At 35.7% G+C, this 15,484-nt stretch carries 15 protein-coding genes and 5 pseudogenes; 12 read left to right on the top strand and 8 right to left on the bottom strand.

Annotated features, from left to right (window positions below):
* Nucleotides 1–4 precede the first annotated feature (4 nt).
* The gene (locus tag NSS75_RS21925) at nucleotides 5–628 is read left to right on the top strand and encodes a flavin reductase family protein (protein WP_024123544.1); all 624 of its coding nucleotides are present in this window, start codon (nucleotides 5–7) and stop codon (nucleotides 626–628) included.
* A gap of 464 nt (nucleotides 629–1,092) precedes the next feature.
* Here NSS75_RS21925 and NSS75_RS21930 read toward each other — a convergent pair whose 3' ends face one another.
* From NSS75_RS21930 to NSS75_RS21940, 3 genes are all read right to left on the bottom strand, one after another.
* Entirely contained in the window at nucleotides 1,093–2,106 is a 1,014-nt protein-coding gene (locus NSS75_RS21930; RefSeq protein WP_216394749.1) for an NADP-dependent oxidoreductase, read from the bottom strand.
* Between the two features lie 266 nt (nucleotides 2,107–2,372).
* Entirely contained in the window at nucleotides 2,373–3,122 is a 750-nt protein-coding gene (locus NSS75_RS21935; RefSeq protein WP_216394750.1) for an SDR family NAD(P)-dependent oxidoreductase, read from the bottom strand.
* A 58-nt stretch (nucleotides 3,123–3,180) separates the two neighbouring features.
* A complete protein-coding gene (locus tag NSS75_RS21940) occupies nucleotides 3,181–3,756 on the bottom strand; it encodes a TetR/AcrR family transcriptional regulator (RefSeq protein ID WP_101859635.1) in 576 nt (191 codons plus the stop codon).
* 466 nt (nucleotides 3,757–4,222) lie between these two features.
* Between NSS75_RS21940 and NSS75_RS21945 the strand changes: the two genes are divergently transcribed.
* The 3 genes from NSS75_RS21945 (at nucleotide 4,223) to NSS75_RS21955 (ending at nucleotide 6,786) form a co-directional block, all read left to right on the top strand.
* Entirely contained in the window at nucleotides 4,223–5,035 is an 813-nt protein-coding gene (locus NSS75_RS21945; protein WP_024123548.1) for a MerR family transcriptional regulator, read from the top strand.
* Between the two features lie 90 nt (nucleotides 5,036–5,125).
* Entirely contained in the window at nucleotides 5,126–5,815 is a 690-nt protein-coding gene (locus tag NSS75_RS21950; RefSeq protein ID WP_103672080.1) for a DUF554 domain-containing protein, read from the top strand.
* A 95-nt stretch (nucleotides 5,816–5,910) separates the two neighbouring features.
* Nucleotides 5,911–6,786 (top strand): AraC family transcriptional regulator, encoded by an 876-nt coding sequence (locus NSS75_RS21955; RefSeq protein ID WP_198098277.1) that lies wholly within the window; start codon nucleotides 5,911–5,913, stop codon nucleotides 6,784–6,786.
* A gap of 299 nt (nucleotides 6,787–7,085) precedes the next feature.
* Here NSS75_RS21955 and NSS75_RS21960 read toward each other — a convergent pair.
* Nucleotides 7,086–7,157, bottom strand: a pseudogene (locus NSS75_RS21960) (MarR family transcriptional regulator); the annotation flags it as partial.
* Between the two features lie 64 nt (nucleotides 7,158–7,221).
* Here NSS75_RS21960 and NSS75_RS21965 point away from each other — a divergent pair.
* A pseudogene (locus tag NSS75_RS21965) lies at nucleotides 7,222–7,329 on the top strand (DUF255 domain-containing protein); the annotation flags it as partial.
* A gap of 63 nt (nucleotides 7,330–7,392) precedes the next feature.
* On the opposite strand, the gene NSS75_RS21970 reads toward NSS75_RS21965, so the two are convergent.
* A complete protein-coding gene (locus NSS75_RS21970; protein ID WP_095712554.1) occupies nucleotides 7,393–8,229 on the bottom strand; it encodes a helix-turn-helix transcriptional regulator in 837 nt (278 codons plus the stop codon).
* Between the two features lie 103 nt (nucleotides 8,230–8,332).
* Between NSS75_RS21970 and fabF the strand changes: the two genes are divergently transcribed.
* Together fabF and NSS75_RS21980 are read left to right on the top strand one after the other, a co-directional pair.
* Nucleotides 8,333–9,565 (top strand): beta-ketoacyl-ACP synthase II, encoded by a 1,233-nt coding sequence (gene fabF / locus NSS75_RS21975; protein WP_339235204.1) that lies wholly within the window; start codon nucleotides 8,333–8,335, stop codon nucleotides 9,563–9,565.
* A gap of 171 nt (nucleotides 9,566–9,736) precedes the next feature.
* Nucleotides 9,737–9,907: pseudogene (locus tag NSS75_RS21980) on the top strand (DUF255 domain-containing protein); the annotation flags it as partial.
* A 31-nt stretch (nucleotides 9,908–9,938) separates the two neighbouring features.
* Here NSS75_RS21980 and NSS75_RS21985 read toward each other — a convergent pair.
* Entirely contained in the window at nucleotides 9,939–10,382 is a 444-nt protein-coding gene (locus tag NSS75_RS21985; RefSeq protein WP_024123553.1) for an Lrp/AsnC family transcriptional regulator, read from the bottom strand.
* Nucleotides 10,383–10,535: 153 nt separating this feature from the next.
* Here NSS75_RS21985 and NSS75_RS21990 point away from each other — a divergent pair, with 153 nt between their 5' ends.
* Nucleotides 10,536–11,828, top strand: coding sequence for an amino acid permease (locus NSS75_RS21990; RefSeq protein ID WP_339235207.1), 1,293 nt, complete (start codon nucleotides 10,536–10,538; stop codon nucleotides 11,826–11,828).
* Between the two features lie 375 nt (nucleotides 11,829–12,203).
* Here the strand turns inward: NSS75_RS21990 and NSS75_RS21995 are convergent, their stop codons facing one another.
* Complete coding sequence (locus NSS75_RS21995; RefSeq protein WP_024123555.1) at nucleotides 12,204–12,653, bottom strand: GyrI-like domain-containing protein; 450 nt, start codon at nucleotides 12,651–12,653, stop codon at nucleotides 12,204–12,206.
* 236 nt (nucleotides 12,654–12,889) lie between these two features.
* Here NSS75_RS21995 and NSS75_RS22000 point away from each other — a divergent pair.
* Nucleotides 12,890–13,060: pseudogene (locus NSS75_RS22000) on the top strand (DUF255 domain-containing protein); the annotation flags it as partial.
* Between the two features lie 208 nt (nucleotides 13,061–13,268).
* On the opposite strand, the gene NSS75_RS22005 reads toward NSS75_RS22000, so the two are convergent.
* Nucleotides 13,269–13,745: an HXXEE domain-containing protein gene (locus tag NSS75_RS22005; RefSeq protein ID WP_061571965.1), complete on the bottom strand. Its 477-nt coding sequence runs from the start codon at nucleotides 13,743–13,745 to the stop codon at nucleotides 13,269–13,271.
* 128 nt (nucleotides 13,746–13,873) lie between these two features.
* Here NSS75_RS22005 and NSS75_RS22010 point away from each other — a divergent pair.
* From NSS75_RS22010 to NSS75_RS22020, 3 genes and pseudogenes are all read left to right on the top strand, one after another.
* Nucleotides 13,874–13,973 (top strand): annotated as a pseudogene (locus tag NSS75_RS22010) (hypothetical protein); the annotation flags it as partial.
* 154 nt (nucleotides 13,974–14,127) lie between these two features.
* Nucleotides 14,128–14,541 carry a MerR family transcriptional regulator gene (locus tag NSS75_RS22015; RefSeq protein WP_105954671.1) on the top strand — a complete coding sequence of 138 codons (414 nt, stop codon included), beginning with the start codon at nucleotides 14,128–14,130 and terminating at the stop codon, nucleotides 14,539–14,541.
* Nucleotides 14,538–15,455, top strand: a complete 918-nt coding sequence (locus NSS75_RS22020) for an EamA family transporter (protein WP_024123558.1) — start codon at nucleotides 14,538–14,540, stop codon at nucleotides 15,453–15,455. The genes NSS75_RS22015 and NSS75_RS22020 overlap by 4 nt, the downstream gene beginning before the upstream one ends.
* Nucleotides 15,456–15,484: the final 29 nt, after the last annotated feature.

Genomic DNA, 15,484 nt, shown 5'->3' on the forward strand with positions numbered 1-15,484 from the left:
AGCGTTGAACAGTGAAAAACAAGACACCCTTCATTTTAAAGAAATCAAACCAAACATTATGTACTATGGCACGTCAACATTCCTTCTTTCCACTTTGAATGAAGATGGAACCACCAATATTAGTCCGATGTCTTCCTCTTGGGCGCTTGGAAACTATATTGTTCTGGGAGTAGGACTAGGAGGAAAAGCTATTGAAAATATAAAGAGACACAAAGAATGTGTCATTAACTTGCCCAGCCCCGATTTATGGAAAAACGTTGAAAGAATTTCGTCTTTTAGCGGAAAAAAGAATATCCCGCCTTTGAAGAAACAGCTCGGGTTTACTTACAAAAAAGAGAAATACGAAGCGGCAGGGTTAACACCTTTACCATCAATGACAGTAGCACCAACAAGGATTAAAGAATGCCCTATCCAAATAGAAGCAGAAGTGAAACATATTCGGATACCAGATTACGAACCATCATTTGCGATTGTGGAAACACAAGCTTTACATTTTCATGCCGAGGAAAAGATCATATTGAACGACAACCACATTGACCCTTTAAAATGGAGTCCGCTTATTTATAATTTCAGACACTATTTTGGTTTAGGAAAAGAAATAGGAAAAACCTTTCGTTCGGAAACATGACTCATTTTGTCCTGCATTTTGAAGAGTTTTTGGTTGATGTGCTGCGATATACCTCAAATTTTTCAGAACTAAATGTTTTTTAAAATAAAGCCTATAAATGCTTCACAAGATATCGGCTACTAACAGAGTTTAAAGTTGTTAAGTTTTGAAGAAATAAAAAAAGAAGCTGCCTTAGTTGTCGCTTCTTTTTTTATGGGCAATAACGTGTCATTGGTGATATGTCTGTTAAAGTAAGCACCTGTCTCAATTTCATTCCAACATTTTTTATAAGAAACAATTGAAATGGCTAGTTCTCCATGTCTTACCATTACTGAGACAAGACTCCGGCTTGCTGAAGTTTTTCTATGATCTGACCTGGCTTTTTATCTTTTCCATTTGTTTCTTAATCAGCAGAACTCGCGGTTTGTTTCAAAATCCTTTACATAAATGATCTCAACTTTTTGACTGCTTTCTTCATATTCCTCTTAAAATTGAATAATCACTTTCCCTTTTGGTCGTCCATTTGCGACTAGTTTTAGTGCTTCGTTTACGTTGTCTATGGTAAATCGTGTTGGATGAATTGCTGGAACAATGTTGTTTTCTTCAATGATTTTGGTAATCTCTTTAAGTTGTGCGCCGTCAGAACGAACGAAGATAAAATGGTATTCCACGTTTTGTTTCTTGGCTTTGCGGTCAAACTTTGCACCAGCAAGGGAAAATAGCATTTGTTTCCACGATGGGAAATTTCGGTCTTTTCCGAAACGTTTATTTGGTCCTGTACGGAGAGAGAGCAATCTTCCGCCCGGTTTGATAATACTCAATTCACTGTCAAATTCTTTAGGTCCCAGTGTATCCATCACGTAATCCACATTCGACAACAAGTCAACATAGTTTTCTATTGCATAATCCAAATATTGGTCTGCACCCATTTCCAAAGTGCGTTCGCGCGCTTCTGAGCTGCCACTAACAATGACATTTAGGCCCATTGCCTTTGCAATTGGTACAGCCATTTGGCCAAAGCTGCCTGATCCACCTGGAATGAAGACAGATTTACCTGACTGTGCCTCAAGTTCTTCATGCAGACCTTGATACGCTGTGAGTCCAGCCAGTGGTGCAGCAGCGGCTTCCACGTAAGACAAATTTTTTGGCATGGGTGCAATTGCAGCAGCATCAATTGCGGCATATTCCGCAAAAGCACCAATTTTTTCGAGCGGGAGACGTGTATAGATGGCATCTCCTACGTGAAATTCCGTCACTTTTTTTCCGACTTTTTCGATAACTCCTGTCAATTCATTACCAAGCGTTAATGGGAACTCATAATCTTGAATCAGTTTCACGCTGCCTGTAATAATTAACATTTCCAGTGGATTGACCGCCGCAGCTTTGACCTTTACCAAAACTTCATTTTCACCGATTTCTGGAATTGGAATGTCATTGATTTGGGCATAGATATTTTTTGAGTACTTGGTGATCTGAGCTGCTTTCATGAGTGTTTTCATTTTTTATCAGCATCCTCAATCATGTTACATATATTGGGTTTTTACCTTTTTGTATAATTGTTTAGGCGGAGGGGAATCTTATTCCTATTTTAACCCGCCACCTAAACCATAAAGAGTTCACTACATTTCCTATTTATTCATTAACATTAGTCATTTTTAGAACGATCATTCTCAAATGATTAAATTTTTTAAAACCGCTTCTGTAAACAAATGTTTCTCATCCTCCAAGTGGCAGTGATATAGAGTATCGTTATATAGGTTAAATATTATATCTCTAGAATCGGATAGATTTGATCTCTTAATTTAAATTCATAGTTTTCGTCTACAATACCTACTGCTTGATTACGATCATAAAGCTCCATCATAAAACTCGCCACTTGCTCAACTGTGTGGTACATCGGGATATTTGCTTTGTAATCAAATTCTTTCGTATCAGATGCATTTTTCATGAATTCTGTTTCCGTGATTGCTGGTGCTAAAACTTTCACCTTCATTTTCGCACCTTTGCGTTCCAGTTCTTTTGCAAGCCCTTCTGTAAATGCACTAACAAAGTATTTAGATGCAGAATACGTAATACTGCCAACAGCAATTGCATACCCGAGTGCTGATGATACGTTAATTAACTGAGTTCCTTCTACATCAGAATAATCACGTACAAATAGTGTTGAAAGAATCGTTAAGGATTCTACGTTGACACGCAACATGGTTTCCACTTTATCTAAATTCTGATCTGTGACAGAAGAGGATTCACCAAGCCCGGCATTATTAATCCAAGTCTCAATTTGATATTCCTTTAAATTGTCATACAGTGTATATGCCTGATCTGTGACAGATAAGTCACTTGTACGAATAATAACATCCAAATCAGGATTAATATTGTGAATTGTTGATTTAAGGTCTTCTAATTTATCTAATCTTCTAGCTACAATAATTAAGTTTTTGCCGCGAGCAGCAAACGCTAATGCTGTCTCATATCCTATGCCTGAGCTTGCTCCTGTAATAACTGTGTACTTCATATGATTCTCTCCTCAAAAACATATTTTTTTATTAATTCTCCATATCACAAAATATATCTCAGTCTAGCGTTGACAAAGTCAAATCGATAATGGCTTCAAATTTATCCTTATCATTTGTCGTTTTTGCTAATACTCGTACCCCTACGAGTGAATTATGAATGAATTGAGAAAGCCCTTTGATGTTATAGTGTTTAGGAATTTCTCCTTTTTCTTGACCATGTTTTAGCAGATCAAATAATAAGGCTTCCGTATTTATAAAAATCTCTTTAATTTTCTTAGCTACTTCTTCATCTAGCAGGGATAATTCAACTGCTGTATTAACAGCTAAACATCCTTTTGGCAGATTTTCTTCTGGATCAATAACCATTTCAAATATTTTTCTTATAGTCTGCTTAACCGTTAAATCAGCTTTCACCTCATTCTTCATTCTCATTTCCATTACTTCTACAAAGTGACTTAAAGCTCTCATAAATAAAGTATGTTTGTCACCAAAAGTATCATAGATACTTCTGCGGTGAACCCCCATATGGTCCACCAAGTCTTGCATGGATGTTTTTTCATAACCCTGTTCCCAGAAAAGCTCCATCGCTTTTATTAATGCTAATTTTTCATCAAATTCTTTATTTCTAGCCATGTAATCCCACCTTATAACGTATCATCTATTAACACTGATAAAGTACTGAGAATCATTGATGCACTAGGGCAAAATAACTTTATATCATTCATCTCTCCCTATTCTTAAATAATTAAAGAACGAGCATTCTCATTTGAGAAGAAAACAGTTAGACCTAACATGTGTTAAGTATATCAAATTTAAGAACGATCGGTAAAGAATTTAGAATTCATCCTGTGTTTTATATATTTTTTAAGGCCAAGGGCAAAAACTTTAAAATTGTCTAGGTGTGCTATTACCTGAATTTTAACGAATATCACTCCTTCTTATTTCTACTCAAATCAAATAAAGAATAAATATAATATTTATCAACTCAATCTTGATTATGGCCGTCTATATAGGGAAAACTTTACCTTTAGGGTTACTGCATCATATATAATGTGGATGTACATAAACAGACAGCTTTAATAACAGAGAGGTTGTTAGGATGAAGGAATTTTTCTCTATTGGAGAAGTATCTAAGTTATTCAATGTAAACGTACCTACTCTTAGGTATTATGATGAAATTGGTCTCTTAAAACCAGAATTTACAGACGAACATAATAACTACAGATATTATTCTACACAACAATTTGAAAGATTGAGTACAATCAAGTACCTGAGGACATTAGGTTTGCCAATAAATAAACTACTTGATTTTTATGATTCTCTTGAGGTAGATACTCTGATTCACTTGCTGAAAGACCAGCAAACTGAAATCGACCGAAAAAAGAGGGAATTGGCACGCATTGAGAGAAAGATCTCTCGCCGCATTAAACAAATGGAAGACGCAGTTAATATGCCGCTAGAAGAAATTTCAAAAATTAAACTTCCTGAACTGCGTGTGGCGTATTTACAACATGAATATATTCTTGGTCAAGATATTGAGTATCCGGTAACAGAATTGAGAACTAAGTTTAAAGTCCACAAAGATCTATTTTTAGGGAAAGTAGGATTATCCATTTCAGCAACAAATATAAAATCAAATCAGTTTGACCGATATTCCAGTATATTTATGGTTCTGGAAGATGAAGATGAAATACATTCACCTGAAATCACTTTCCCCTCAAGAGAATATCTGCAAATTAGATTTAAAGGGTCACATTCAGAAGCAGCAAAATACTACGAAATGTTACTTACATATATGAAAAAGCATCATTATGAATTGGCTGGCGACTCAATCGAAATAACGCTGATTGATTATGGGGTAACTAATAATCCAGACAATTATGTGACTGAAATACTTTTGCCAATCAAATAAATTTAATTAATGGCTGTTACATACACTTGACCCTCAAGTAACTTGAGGGTTTATTTTTTTGAAAGGAACTATTATTGGAGGAGATAGCCTATGTTTGGAACAATTTTTAACACAGTTATGATCATTGCAGGAAGCTTAATTGGAGGTATATTCAAAAAAGGAATGAAAGATGAGTACCAAGAGATACTTATGCAGGCAATGGGATTCGCCGCAGTTGGACTAGGGATCAACGCCTTTACACAGCATTTGCCTTCTAGTAAATACCCAATTCTTTTTATTGTCAGTTTAGCTATTGGGGGATTGATTGGTCAGAGCATAAATTTAGAATTAAGATTTAACAATTTAGTCAACAAGTTCTCCAAAAGCAATTTAGCCGAAGGTTTATCAACTGCAATCTTATTATATTGTATAGGCTCGTTGTCAATATTAGGCCCTGTTAACGCTGCTCTGCACGAAGATTATACTTATCTCCTAACAAACGGTATATTAGATGGGATCACTTCCATTGTTCTCGCTTCCACATTTGGTTTTGGAATAGCAGCATCTGCGGTTGTATTATTTACCTGGCAAGGCTCAATATATTTATTTGCAAAATTAATGGAAAGTGCATTAAATACAGACCTTATTAATGAAATCACAATTGTCGGCGGTGTATTAATCCTTAGTTCGGGGTTAAGTATTCTGGGAATTAAAAAATTTAAAACGTTGAACCTCCTGCCATCACTGTTGATTCCGCCTATTGTAATTTTAATTATTCATGTATTTGGATTACCATTTTAAATCCTTAATCTACAATTAACCTGCAAAACTGTGCACGGAATGTCGGGTAGAAACATTTCACCCCTGTTATTCTTTTGTTAAAGGAGGTCAAATAAATGGATTTGCTTAAAAGTATGAATAAAGCATTAAAGTATATTGAAGAAAACCTCACTAATGATATTGATTTTAAAGAAGTAGCAAAGCTTGCATTCTGCTCTGAATATCATTTTAAAAGGATGTTTTCCTTCCTTTCTGGTATTTCATTATCCGAATATATTCGTCGCAGACGTCTTACTCTTGCAGCTTTTGAACTTAAAGAAAGCAATGTAAAAGTGATTGACATTGCAATAAAGTACGGATATAACTCACCAGATTCTTTTGCACGGGCATTCCAAAATTTGCATGGCATAAAACCATCAAAAGCCAGACTTAATGGCCATTCACTTAAAGCTTATCCACGTATGACCTTCCAGTTATCAATCAAAGGAGGAAGTGAAATGAACTATCGCATTGAAGAAAAACAAGCATTTCGCATCGTCGGCATTAAAAAAAGAGTTCCTCTTATTTTCAAAGGGGTTAATCCGGAAATCGCATCCATGTGGGAAAGTTTAGATGAAGAAGCAATAAATACACTTAAAAAGCTTTCTAATGTAGCGCCTTTGGGACTCATTAGTGCTTCCACGAACTTTTCTGAAGGCCGGACCGAGGAGAAAGGAGAGCTTGATCACTATATTGGCGCAGCCACAACGAAACAGTGTCCAAATAACCTCTCACAGCTTGAAGTTCCTGCCTCAACATGGGCTGTATTCGAAGCAATCGGGCCATTTCCGGATACGCTGCAAGAAGTATGGGGACGCATTTATTCTGAATGGTTTCCATCGTCAAATTATGAACAAATAGAAGGTCCAGAAATACTGTGGAACGAGCATAAAGATATAACGTCCCCTTCTTTTAAAAGTGAAATTTGGATACCGATCTTAAAAAAAGAATAAGTTTTACGATAAATAAAGAGGAATTGAAGGCTCTTTATGGAAGCAAACAATTAAAGTAATCGCACACATAATGAGTAACTATAAGGATTTTTCAAATGATATATACAGAAAATAAAAAACATACCAATATTCTTTATTTGGTATGTTTTTTTATAATGCAGCGTCTGCTTTTCATTCTGCAAATTAAGAGAACATTATCTTTATGTCATTCAGGACTTGTATTTGGCCACTGCATATTTTTATTGAAGGGATTATACCATATAATGCACTTTAAATTTTTAAAGGTGAAAAATTGTACTTTAGTAATCCCTTTTGTTTCCCTTCTTCACATATTCCCAATCATGTTCTACATTTTTCCTGACTCTGTAGAGAGAAGGTGATCCCATGCCAAATAACAATAAACCCAATAGATTAATCGCTGAGTAATCACCGTATTTGCTTCAACACGCCCACCACCCAGTAGACTGGTACCCGTGGGGAGAAGAAGCCTTCGAAAAAGCAAAACGTGAAAATAAGCCGGTTCTCGTATCTATTGGGTATAGCTAACCTTGGCTATTCTAAAGAACATTGTCATTTAATGCACATTAGGAAGTGAATTTCTCATAGCTAGCCTTCAATTAAACGTTTTAACTTAAGCTCAGTTTCAGTATCCTCAACTGGAGTATAGACGCTGCATCTTAAATCAGTATCCCCATGCACCTGTAATGAAGTAAGATTAAACAACATTTTACCTACCTTAGCATGACGAAACTCAATTAATACTTCAGGAGCAGAGCTTATCTCATTTTCATTCCAAATTTTACGAAACTCGGGATATGCCTGTTCCATTTCTTGTATAAATTGCTCATACCAGTCATCAGCCACATACTGTCCATAATACGTTCTAAATATTGCAATATATCCTCTAACAAAATGCTCCCAATTCACTGCTAAACTTTTAAATTCCTTTCTTGCGAATAGTAAGCGTATTATATTCCTTTCTGCCGGGATGATTTGTTCAAAATCCAAAAATACATTAGCTGCTGCTTGATTCCACCCAACAATCTGGCTTCTTCTATCTGATATAATCGTTGGGCAATAACGAAGTTCCTGCAACATTTTTACTAAAGCCGGACTGATTTCCTTCTCCTTCTCATTTATAAAGGGTTGTTTCACTCCTTCCTCTAACGCTAGAGCATACAAATATCTCCTTTCATCGTTATTTAATTGTAATGCTCGAGAAATAGCATCTAATACCGAAGTAGATACTTTTATATCTCTGCCTTGTTCTAACCATGTATACCAAGTAAGACTTACACCGGCTAGTTGAGCCACTTCTTCTCTTCTTAGTCCTGGTGTTCTTCTGCGGGTTCCTACAGGTAAACCAACCATTTGGGGAGTAATTTTCGAACGTTGGTTCTTTAGAAATTCTGATAAAGCTTGAAGTCTTGTTTCAGGTTTCATTAAGATCTCCCTTTAAAATAGTATTAATTATACTAGGATAAACAACAACTTGTAATAGGATAACACAATAGCTAAAGTTAATAAAAACGAGGAGGGAATGATCATGAAAAGAGTTGTCATTACTGGAATGGGAGTTATTTCTCCACTAGGAAATGATGTAAACAGCTTTTGGAATCAACTAGTTAAAGGACACTCGGGAATATCTCTCATTGATTCTTTTGATACTGCTGATTATAAAACAAAGATAGCCGGAATCGTTCGTGATTTCGATGCAGGTGAAATATTGGGGAGAAAAGAAGCAAAACGATTAGATCGTTTTAGTCAGTTTGCCTTAGCAGCAGCCGAACAAGCATTAGAACATTCACAATTACAGTTAGATAATGTTGATCTTGAACGTTTAGGGGTATATGTTGGTTCAGGAATCGGAGGCATACAATCGCTTGTTGATAATGTGAATGTATTAAATAAACGAGGTCCCGCGAGAGTAAGCCCTAGCCTTGTACCAATGATGATTTCAAATGCAGCTGCGGCCCAAATAAGCATAAAATTAGGAGCACAAGGACCATCATTATCACCAGTCACAGCCTGTTCAATCGGGAACACCTCTATTGGTGAAGCTTTCAATGCTATCCGAAATGATGAAGCAGATATTATATTTGCCGGTGGAGCAGAAGCTGCAATCACACAGATATCTTTGGCTAGTTTTGGAAACGCCCATGCACTATCTACAAGAAACCAAGATCCAAATCGAGCCAGCCGTCCGTTCGATACAGATAGAGATGGCTTTGTTATGAGTGAAGGCGCAGGTATCTTAGTATTAGAATCATTAGAAAATGCTATTCTTAGAGATGCGCCGATATTATGTGAAGTAGTGGGGTACGGAGCTAGTTCAGATGCTCATCATATGGTAGCATCACACCCAGAAGGTAAGGGTGCCTACTTAGCCATGAAAAAAGCATTGAGAAGTGCAAATATATCAACAGGTGAAATTGATGTTATTAGTGCTCATGCAACAAGTACACAAGTAGGTGATCGTTCAGAAGTTCTAGCTATTAAGAAATTATTTGGTGAACATTCATGTAAACTTCCAACAACTGCAAACAAGTCAATGACTGGGCACATGCTTGGTGCTGCTGGCGGAGTTGAAGCAATTGCTTTAGTGGAAAGTTTGAGACAAGGAATGATTCCGCCAACTATTAATGTAGAGAATCAAGATCCAGATTGCGACTTAGATGTTGTATCAGAAGCGAGACACCTTCCATTGAAATATGGGCTATCAAATTCTTTTGGTTTCGGAGGACATAATTCAGCAATCGTGTTAAAGCATTACGATTGAAGACCCATCTTTATAGTTCAAAGGTGAAATAATGAATCTATCAAGGGTTTACAGCCCTTGATTTTCATTATGGAATACCTCACAGACAAATGATGACGGGTCTTAACTATCTGGTATATTAAATAGAGGAAAGAGAATACTTTAAAAAACATTTAGAAAGAAGGTGATCCCATGCCCACTAACAATAAACCCAATAGATTAATCGCTGAGAAGTCTCCTTATTTACTTCAACATGCCCACAACCCCGTAGACTGGCACCCTTGGGGAAAAGAAGCCTTCGAAAAAGCAAAACGCGAAAACAAGCCGGTTCTGGTCAGCATCGGCTATTCAACATGTCATTGGTGCCATGTCTTTTAGAGTAGCCATAATGACATTAACTATCAGTGACAGGGAGCAGAGGGCGAGAAAGAATAGGCGATGACAATACGACAGACGTATTTAATTGACCATAAGGAATTAGGCGGTCTACTAAGACTTCTAAATCCTTCATCGTAGCTACTGCTGCCTTTAGAAAGTAACTATTTGTTCCTGTAACTCTATGGCACTCTAGAATATCCGTTTCTTCTTTGATCAATTCCTCAAATCGACGACATTCTATTTTTAAATTTCCTATTTGTATAATCACAATTGTACCTTTTCCAATAGCCTCAGCTGAAACACGTGCGGTAAACCCCTGAATAACACCGTTATCCTGCAAACGACGTAATCGTTCATTTACACTCGGACGACTTAAATTCAGTTTTTTCGATAGTTCAATAATTGTTATTCGTGCATTCTCTTGGAGCAGTTCTAATAATTTACCGTCTATTTCATCCATTTCCATCTCTCCTCTTCTTAATTGTATATAATTCTATTGTTTTTCATTCATATCGTAAAGCAGAAGATAATAAAATATTCATTAGTTTATATAAAAAAAGAGAATAACCTTCTATAATAAAAATAAGTTCAGAACTGTAAGGAGAGAATATCTTTGACTCAGCCATTGAAGCAAACTATATCGGTTTCACAAGGCACCGCTCTATATGTGGGAGCAGTTTTAGGATCAGGAATCTTAATATTACCTGGAATGACAGCAGGCATTGCCGGTTCAAATGCATTAGTTTCATGGATGATTATGATACTGCTAAGTATTCCATTAGCTTGTACATTTGCATTCCTTTCAATAGATTTCCCCAGCTCAGGTGGAATATTAACTTTTACGGATAAAGCTTTTGGTCATTATGCAGGTGCTATTTGTGGATGGTTTTTTTTCATCGCAGGAAGTGTTGGACAGATTATAGTTTCATTAACGGGTGGGACTTACATAGCTTTTGCATTCAATTTACCGCAGTTTTCCTCATATATTATTGCAAGCATATTACTCTCAATCGCTGTAATTGGAAACTATGTAGGTCTGCAAACAAGTGGAAAAATTCAATTGGTATTAGCCGGACTTACTTTACTGATATTATTAGGTACATCAGTTTTAGCATTTCCAGCAATTGACCATGAGAGCATAACACCACACATCTCAAAAAACAGCATCATTCCAATCGGCCAATCTGCAATGCTCATTTTTTGGTCATTCTTTGGATGGGAAGCAATCTCTAGTCTGGCACCTGAATTTAAAAGCCCGAGAAAACAAAACATCATGCGATCAACTTGGGGAGCCATTGTTATTATTGGTGTTTTATACATAGGCATAGCTTTAGCTGTCATTGGCACAAACTCTTATTCAACTGGGGAACAAACCGTTAATAGTGCTATGAATAATGCTTCAATAGCACAAGTCGTTGAAAAAGTGGCAGGAGTAAATGGTGCTTGGGCAACAGCAATACTTGCTTTTATCATATGTTTAGGAACTAACAATGCGTTTGTGGCAAGTATGAGCCGATTAGGTTATTCCTTATCTCATAAACGTCTTGCTCCCTCATGGCTGAACAACATGAATAAAAAATATTCAACTCCTAGCCGTGCTGTAATACTAGTAGGAGCAATTGCCGGGGTTGGTTTACTTTTTAGTTTTATTTTTCACATTGGATTAGACCAGTTAGTTTTTATTCCTAATTCGTTAGCAATAGCAACCTATATAGTTGGTACAGCAGCAGGAGTTCGGCTGATTACAAATGTCTTTGGTAAGTTTCTTGCTGTCATTGCCTGCCTATTATGTCTTGCCGTTTATCCTTTCATCGGCTCCTATATAGCAATTCCTATCATTGTTGCACTTTCATGTATTGGATACATCACCTGGAGAGCTAAAAGAGAGAGAAATATTAAATCATGAAGGGTATTCTTTAAAATCATGGAGGTAGGCTGAAGTATTGCCTATCTCTTTCCCATGACATGAATCTGGTGGCATGTCTCTTAAAATAACCACAAAAAGCAACCAGTTTCGGCTGCCTTTTAATAAATTTAATGTAAATTTTTAGAAACCTAAGTTTAAAAACTTTTCTCTAACCTATGACCCTTAATATCTTCCTCAGACATGTCGAACCCACACTCAGGATAACGTTCAGGTGGGACCACTGCTTAAACTTCAAACATCATATATGTGTCATTCACTTGTGGTGGTTCAATTGCAGTTAGATCTGAAATACATAGTAGGTCTAATGTTGTTCGTCCTTTAAATAGAAGGTAGGAAAGAAATGTCCCTGCTTCCTTACTGTATAGGAATTAATATTTCACACAAATGATTATCAATCATTTGTGGAGTATATCTTTCTATAATTGGTTGTTCTCTTATTGATAGATTATTTCTTTCTATCTCAGAAGAAATATTGCCCCAAAAGTCTCTGACTGCCTCTTTTGTATGGTCAAGCAAGAAAACAGCGTATTTCCCACCAGAAAATTCTCCAACATGAGCTGGTTTTTTCACATTGAAATCTTTATTTATAACAACACAAACATCATAACGACATTCCTCTTTAGGAGTAATCTCTGGGTTATCTTGCGGTATGCCTAAAATTGTAGAATTATCAAATACATCATTCAATTTTGCCCACTTTTTAAAAGTCTCCATTAATTCTTTGTTTTGCTTTTCACCATACTCCCCAACATTTCTGAAATAAGCAATCCTTGATTCAGGTAATTCTTCAATAGTTATTTTCAAATTTTAATCCTCCTTTCTTAGATAAGGTAATTCGATTTAAAATGTTTTTCAAGTTATTTTTTAAAATATTCTGATTATAGTATAGTTTAATTAAGCCATTAGCCACTGTATATTCCGAAGATCCATAAAAAGAAAGAAGAGATTACCTCAAAAGGTCTCTTCTTCTTGTTTTTTGGTATATTAAATAATGTATAGACAATACTGAATAAAAATTTGTATAGAAAGAAGGTGATTCCATGCCAACTAACAACAAACCCAATAGACTAATAGCTGAGAAGTCTCCTTACTTACTTCAACACGCTCACAATCCTGTTGACTGGCACCCGTGGGGAGAAGAAGCCTTCAACAAAGCAAAAAAAGAAAACAAACCCATATTGGTAAGTATTGGATACAGCTGTTGTCATTGGTGTCATGTCTCTTAAAATAACCACAAAAGGCAACCAGTTTCGGCTGCCTTTTAATAATTTTATTGCAAATTTTTAGAAACCTAGATTCAAAAACTTTTTCTCTTCTAATTTAAATACTGTTGTTTTTTCTTTTGATTCATTGCATTTTATCTTGACCTCTAATTTGTGTCCCTTAATATCTTCCTAAATTCTAATCAATTCAAACTCATTAAGGAGATACTTTATCACCAACTTTAAATAATAATGGAATAAGTGCTAATAAAATAATTCCTACAACCAACGTAGATATTATTAACTCCTTCCATACAATCAAATTCTTTACAAACATTTGATAAATAACTAATGAGTTTACTGGAATGTTAAGCAATAAGCCCGTAAGAAGTCCAGGTGCGTACTTTTTCATTAAAACAGTTGCGATAAGATGTGGAAAAATAGCGTTGATAACCATAGAACCTAGAAAGCCAATGAAAATCCATTTTGCAATATCTGATTCTGGCATATATAAAAAACCAAATGCAGATAAATAAGCCAACATAGTTATAACAATGACAGCAAAATGAAATTCATTTGAGGTTACTGGCTTTTGAAACTTTGAAGGTTGTTGTGACCACTTAGGTAACCAAATAGCCTCCTCAATATTATGCAGTGTAATAGCAAAACAAAAAAATACTACGAAATAAACCATCTTTCATTTCCTCCTCGGTGCCACGTCTCTTAAAGGAATCAACCAATATGGTTTAGCAACATTATATTACATATGAGGGTGAACTGATATGGTGTTAAAAGACAGAAGAAGCTGCCTAAGTATTTTCTTCTCTTTTTTATATGTGCAATAACGTGTTGTTGGTGGCCTGGGATAATCAACTCGTATGGAACTCCATTAAAAGATAACAGAAGCCATTTTAAACGATAATACCATTTGTTTAAATAATACAGTTTACCTTTTATGTCATTCATTTTTTAAAACCTGTAATCCGTAACCATGCGGTAGCAGGTTTTTTTATTTACTTGACTTAGAGTTAACTCTAAGTTGTAAACTAACTTTAATCAAAAGAGAGGGATGATGTTTGTTGTATTCCATTAGTAAAGCTGCTGAAAAGACTAGTATTAGCTCGTATACATTAAGATATTACGAAAAGATTGGGTTACTTCCACCACCAAAACGAAAAAACAGTGGAAGGCGTTTTTATACAGAGACTGATATTCAGTTCATGACATTCCTTAAAAGTTTAAAGGAAACAGGTATGTCTTTGGAGGATATTAATGAGTTTGTCAAAGACGGCTGCATTTTGGAAAAAATCAATTCGGATGTTAAATCGTCACAACTCTCCCCATCTATAAATAAACGTATTGAGATTTTAACCAAGCACTTAGAGAAAATGGAAATTAAAAAAAAGGAGCTGGAAGAAGTAATTTCTACTACAAAAGGAAAACTGAATACATATTATTCAATTTTGAAAGAGGAAGTGGAAAACAAATGAAACATTTAAATATATACCTGATGTTACTTGGCTTCTCTATTTTTACAGGAGCTACTTTTAATCTTGCAAAATATACAGTTGGATATTTTTCTCCATCGTCTTCTGCGGCATGGCGTTTCGGTTTAGCTGCTGCGGTGATGCTCATCATTTTGATTTTTACTGAAGGTATAAAGAAAAGTCAATTACGGAAGAATGCCGTATCATACATTGTGCTTGGGATTATAGGAATTTTTGGATTTAATGCCTTGTTTTTTATTGGTTTGAAATACACATCTCCCGTTAACGGAGCATTAATAATGGGTCTGAATCCTTTATTAACAGCAATTTTCGCTCGAATTATCTTAAAGGACAAAATTACAAAAAAACAAGTGCTCGGCATATTCTTTGCATTCATCGGTGTATTGTTAGTCATTACACAAGGTTCTATGGAAACCATTAAAACCTTATCAATTTCAGGCGGAGATTTAATAATCTTTACAGGTAACATTTGTTGGGCACTTTATGGTGTACTTGGACGTCGGTTTGTAAAAGATGGTACTCCGCTATCTACAACCACTTATACGATGGTTATCGGTGCTATTAGTTTAATAGTAGTTTCCTTATTTACATCCAAACCTGTTTCTTTATCGAACATCCCGATTGGAGTTTGGGGGGCAATTGCCTTTATGGCTTTCTTTACAAGTGTTTTGGGTTACCTATGGTGGAATCAGGGGATTAAGGAGATTGGGGCAGGAAAAACATCTTTATTTTTCAACCTTGTTCCCGTTGTAACGATGATTATTTCATTTGCCGTTGGAACACCGATAAAGGTATTTCAAGTTATTGGGGCTGTGTTAGTTATATTAGGGGTTTTAACTGCTTCGGGTGTAATACGTATTCCTAAGTACAATACTAAAGAACAGTCAGCTATATAAAATAGGGATTATTTTTGAGAAAATGTGTT

Source organism: Bacillus sp. FSL K6-1012 (genome assembly GCF_037964915.1).
GTDB classification, from domain to species: Bacteria; Bacillota; Bacilli; order Bacillales; family Bacillaceae; genus Bacillus; species Bacillus halotolerans.

What these genes read in the sequence shown, in the direction of transcription:
- NSS75_RS21970 (WP_095712554.1), bottom strand. Translation starts at nt 8,229, where the DNA reads ATGAAACCTGAAACAAGACTTCAAGCTTTATCAGAATTTCTAAAGAAC.
- NSS75_RS21930 (WP_216394749.1), bottom strand. Translation starts at nt 2,106, where the DNA reads ATGAAAACACTCATGAAAGCAGCTCAGATCACCAAGTACTCAAAAAAT.
- NSS75_RS22005 (WP_061571965.1), bottom strand. Translation starts at nt 13,745, where the DNA reads ATGGTTTATTTCGTAGTATTTTTTTGTTTTGCTATTACACTGCATAAT.
- fabF (WP_339235204.1), top strand. Translation starts at nt 8,333, where the DNA reads ATGAAAAGAGTTGTCATTACTGGAATGGGAGTTATTTCTCCACTAGGA.
- NSS75_RS21985 (WP_024123553.1), bottom strand. Translation starts at nt 10,382, where the DNA reads ATGGATGAAATAGACGGTAAATTATTAGAACTGCTCCAAGAGAATGCA.
- NSS75_RS21945 (WP_024123548.1), top strand. Translation starts at nt 4,223, where the DNA reads ATGAAGGAATTTTTCTCTATTGGAGAAGTATCTAAGTTATTCAATGTA.
- NSS75_RS21935 (WP_216394750.1), bottom strand. Translation starts at nt 3,122, where the DNA reads ATGAAGTACACAGTTATTACAGGAGCAAGCTCAGGCATAGGATATGAG.
- NSS75_RS21955 (WP_198098277.1), top strand. Translation starts at nt 5,911, where the DNA reads ATGGATTTGCTTAAAAGTATGAATAAAGCATTAAAGTATATTGAAGAA.
- NSS75_RS21940 (WP_101859635.1), bottom strand. Translation starts at nt 3,756, where the DNA reads ATGGCTAGAAATAAAGAATTTGATGAAAAATTAGCATTAATAAAAGCG.
- NSS75_RS21950 (WP_103672080.1), top strand. Translation starts at nt 5,126, where the DNA reads ATGTTTGGAACAATTTTTAACACAGTTATGATCATTGCAGGAAGCTTA.
- NSS75_RS22020 (WP_024123558.1), top strand. Translation starts at nt 14,538, where the DNA reads ATGAAACATTTAAATATATACCTGATGTTACTTGGCTTCTCTATTTTT.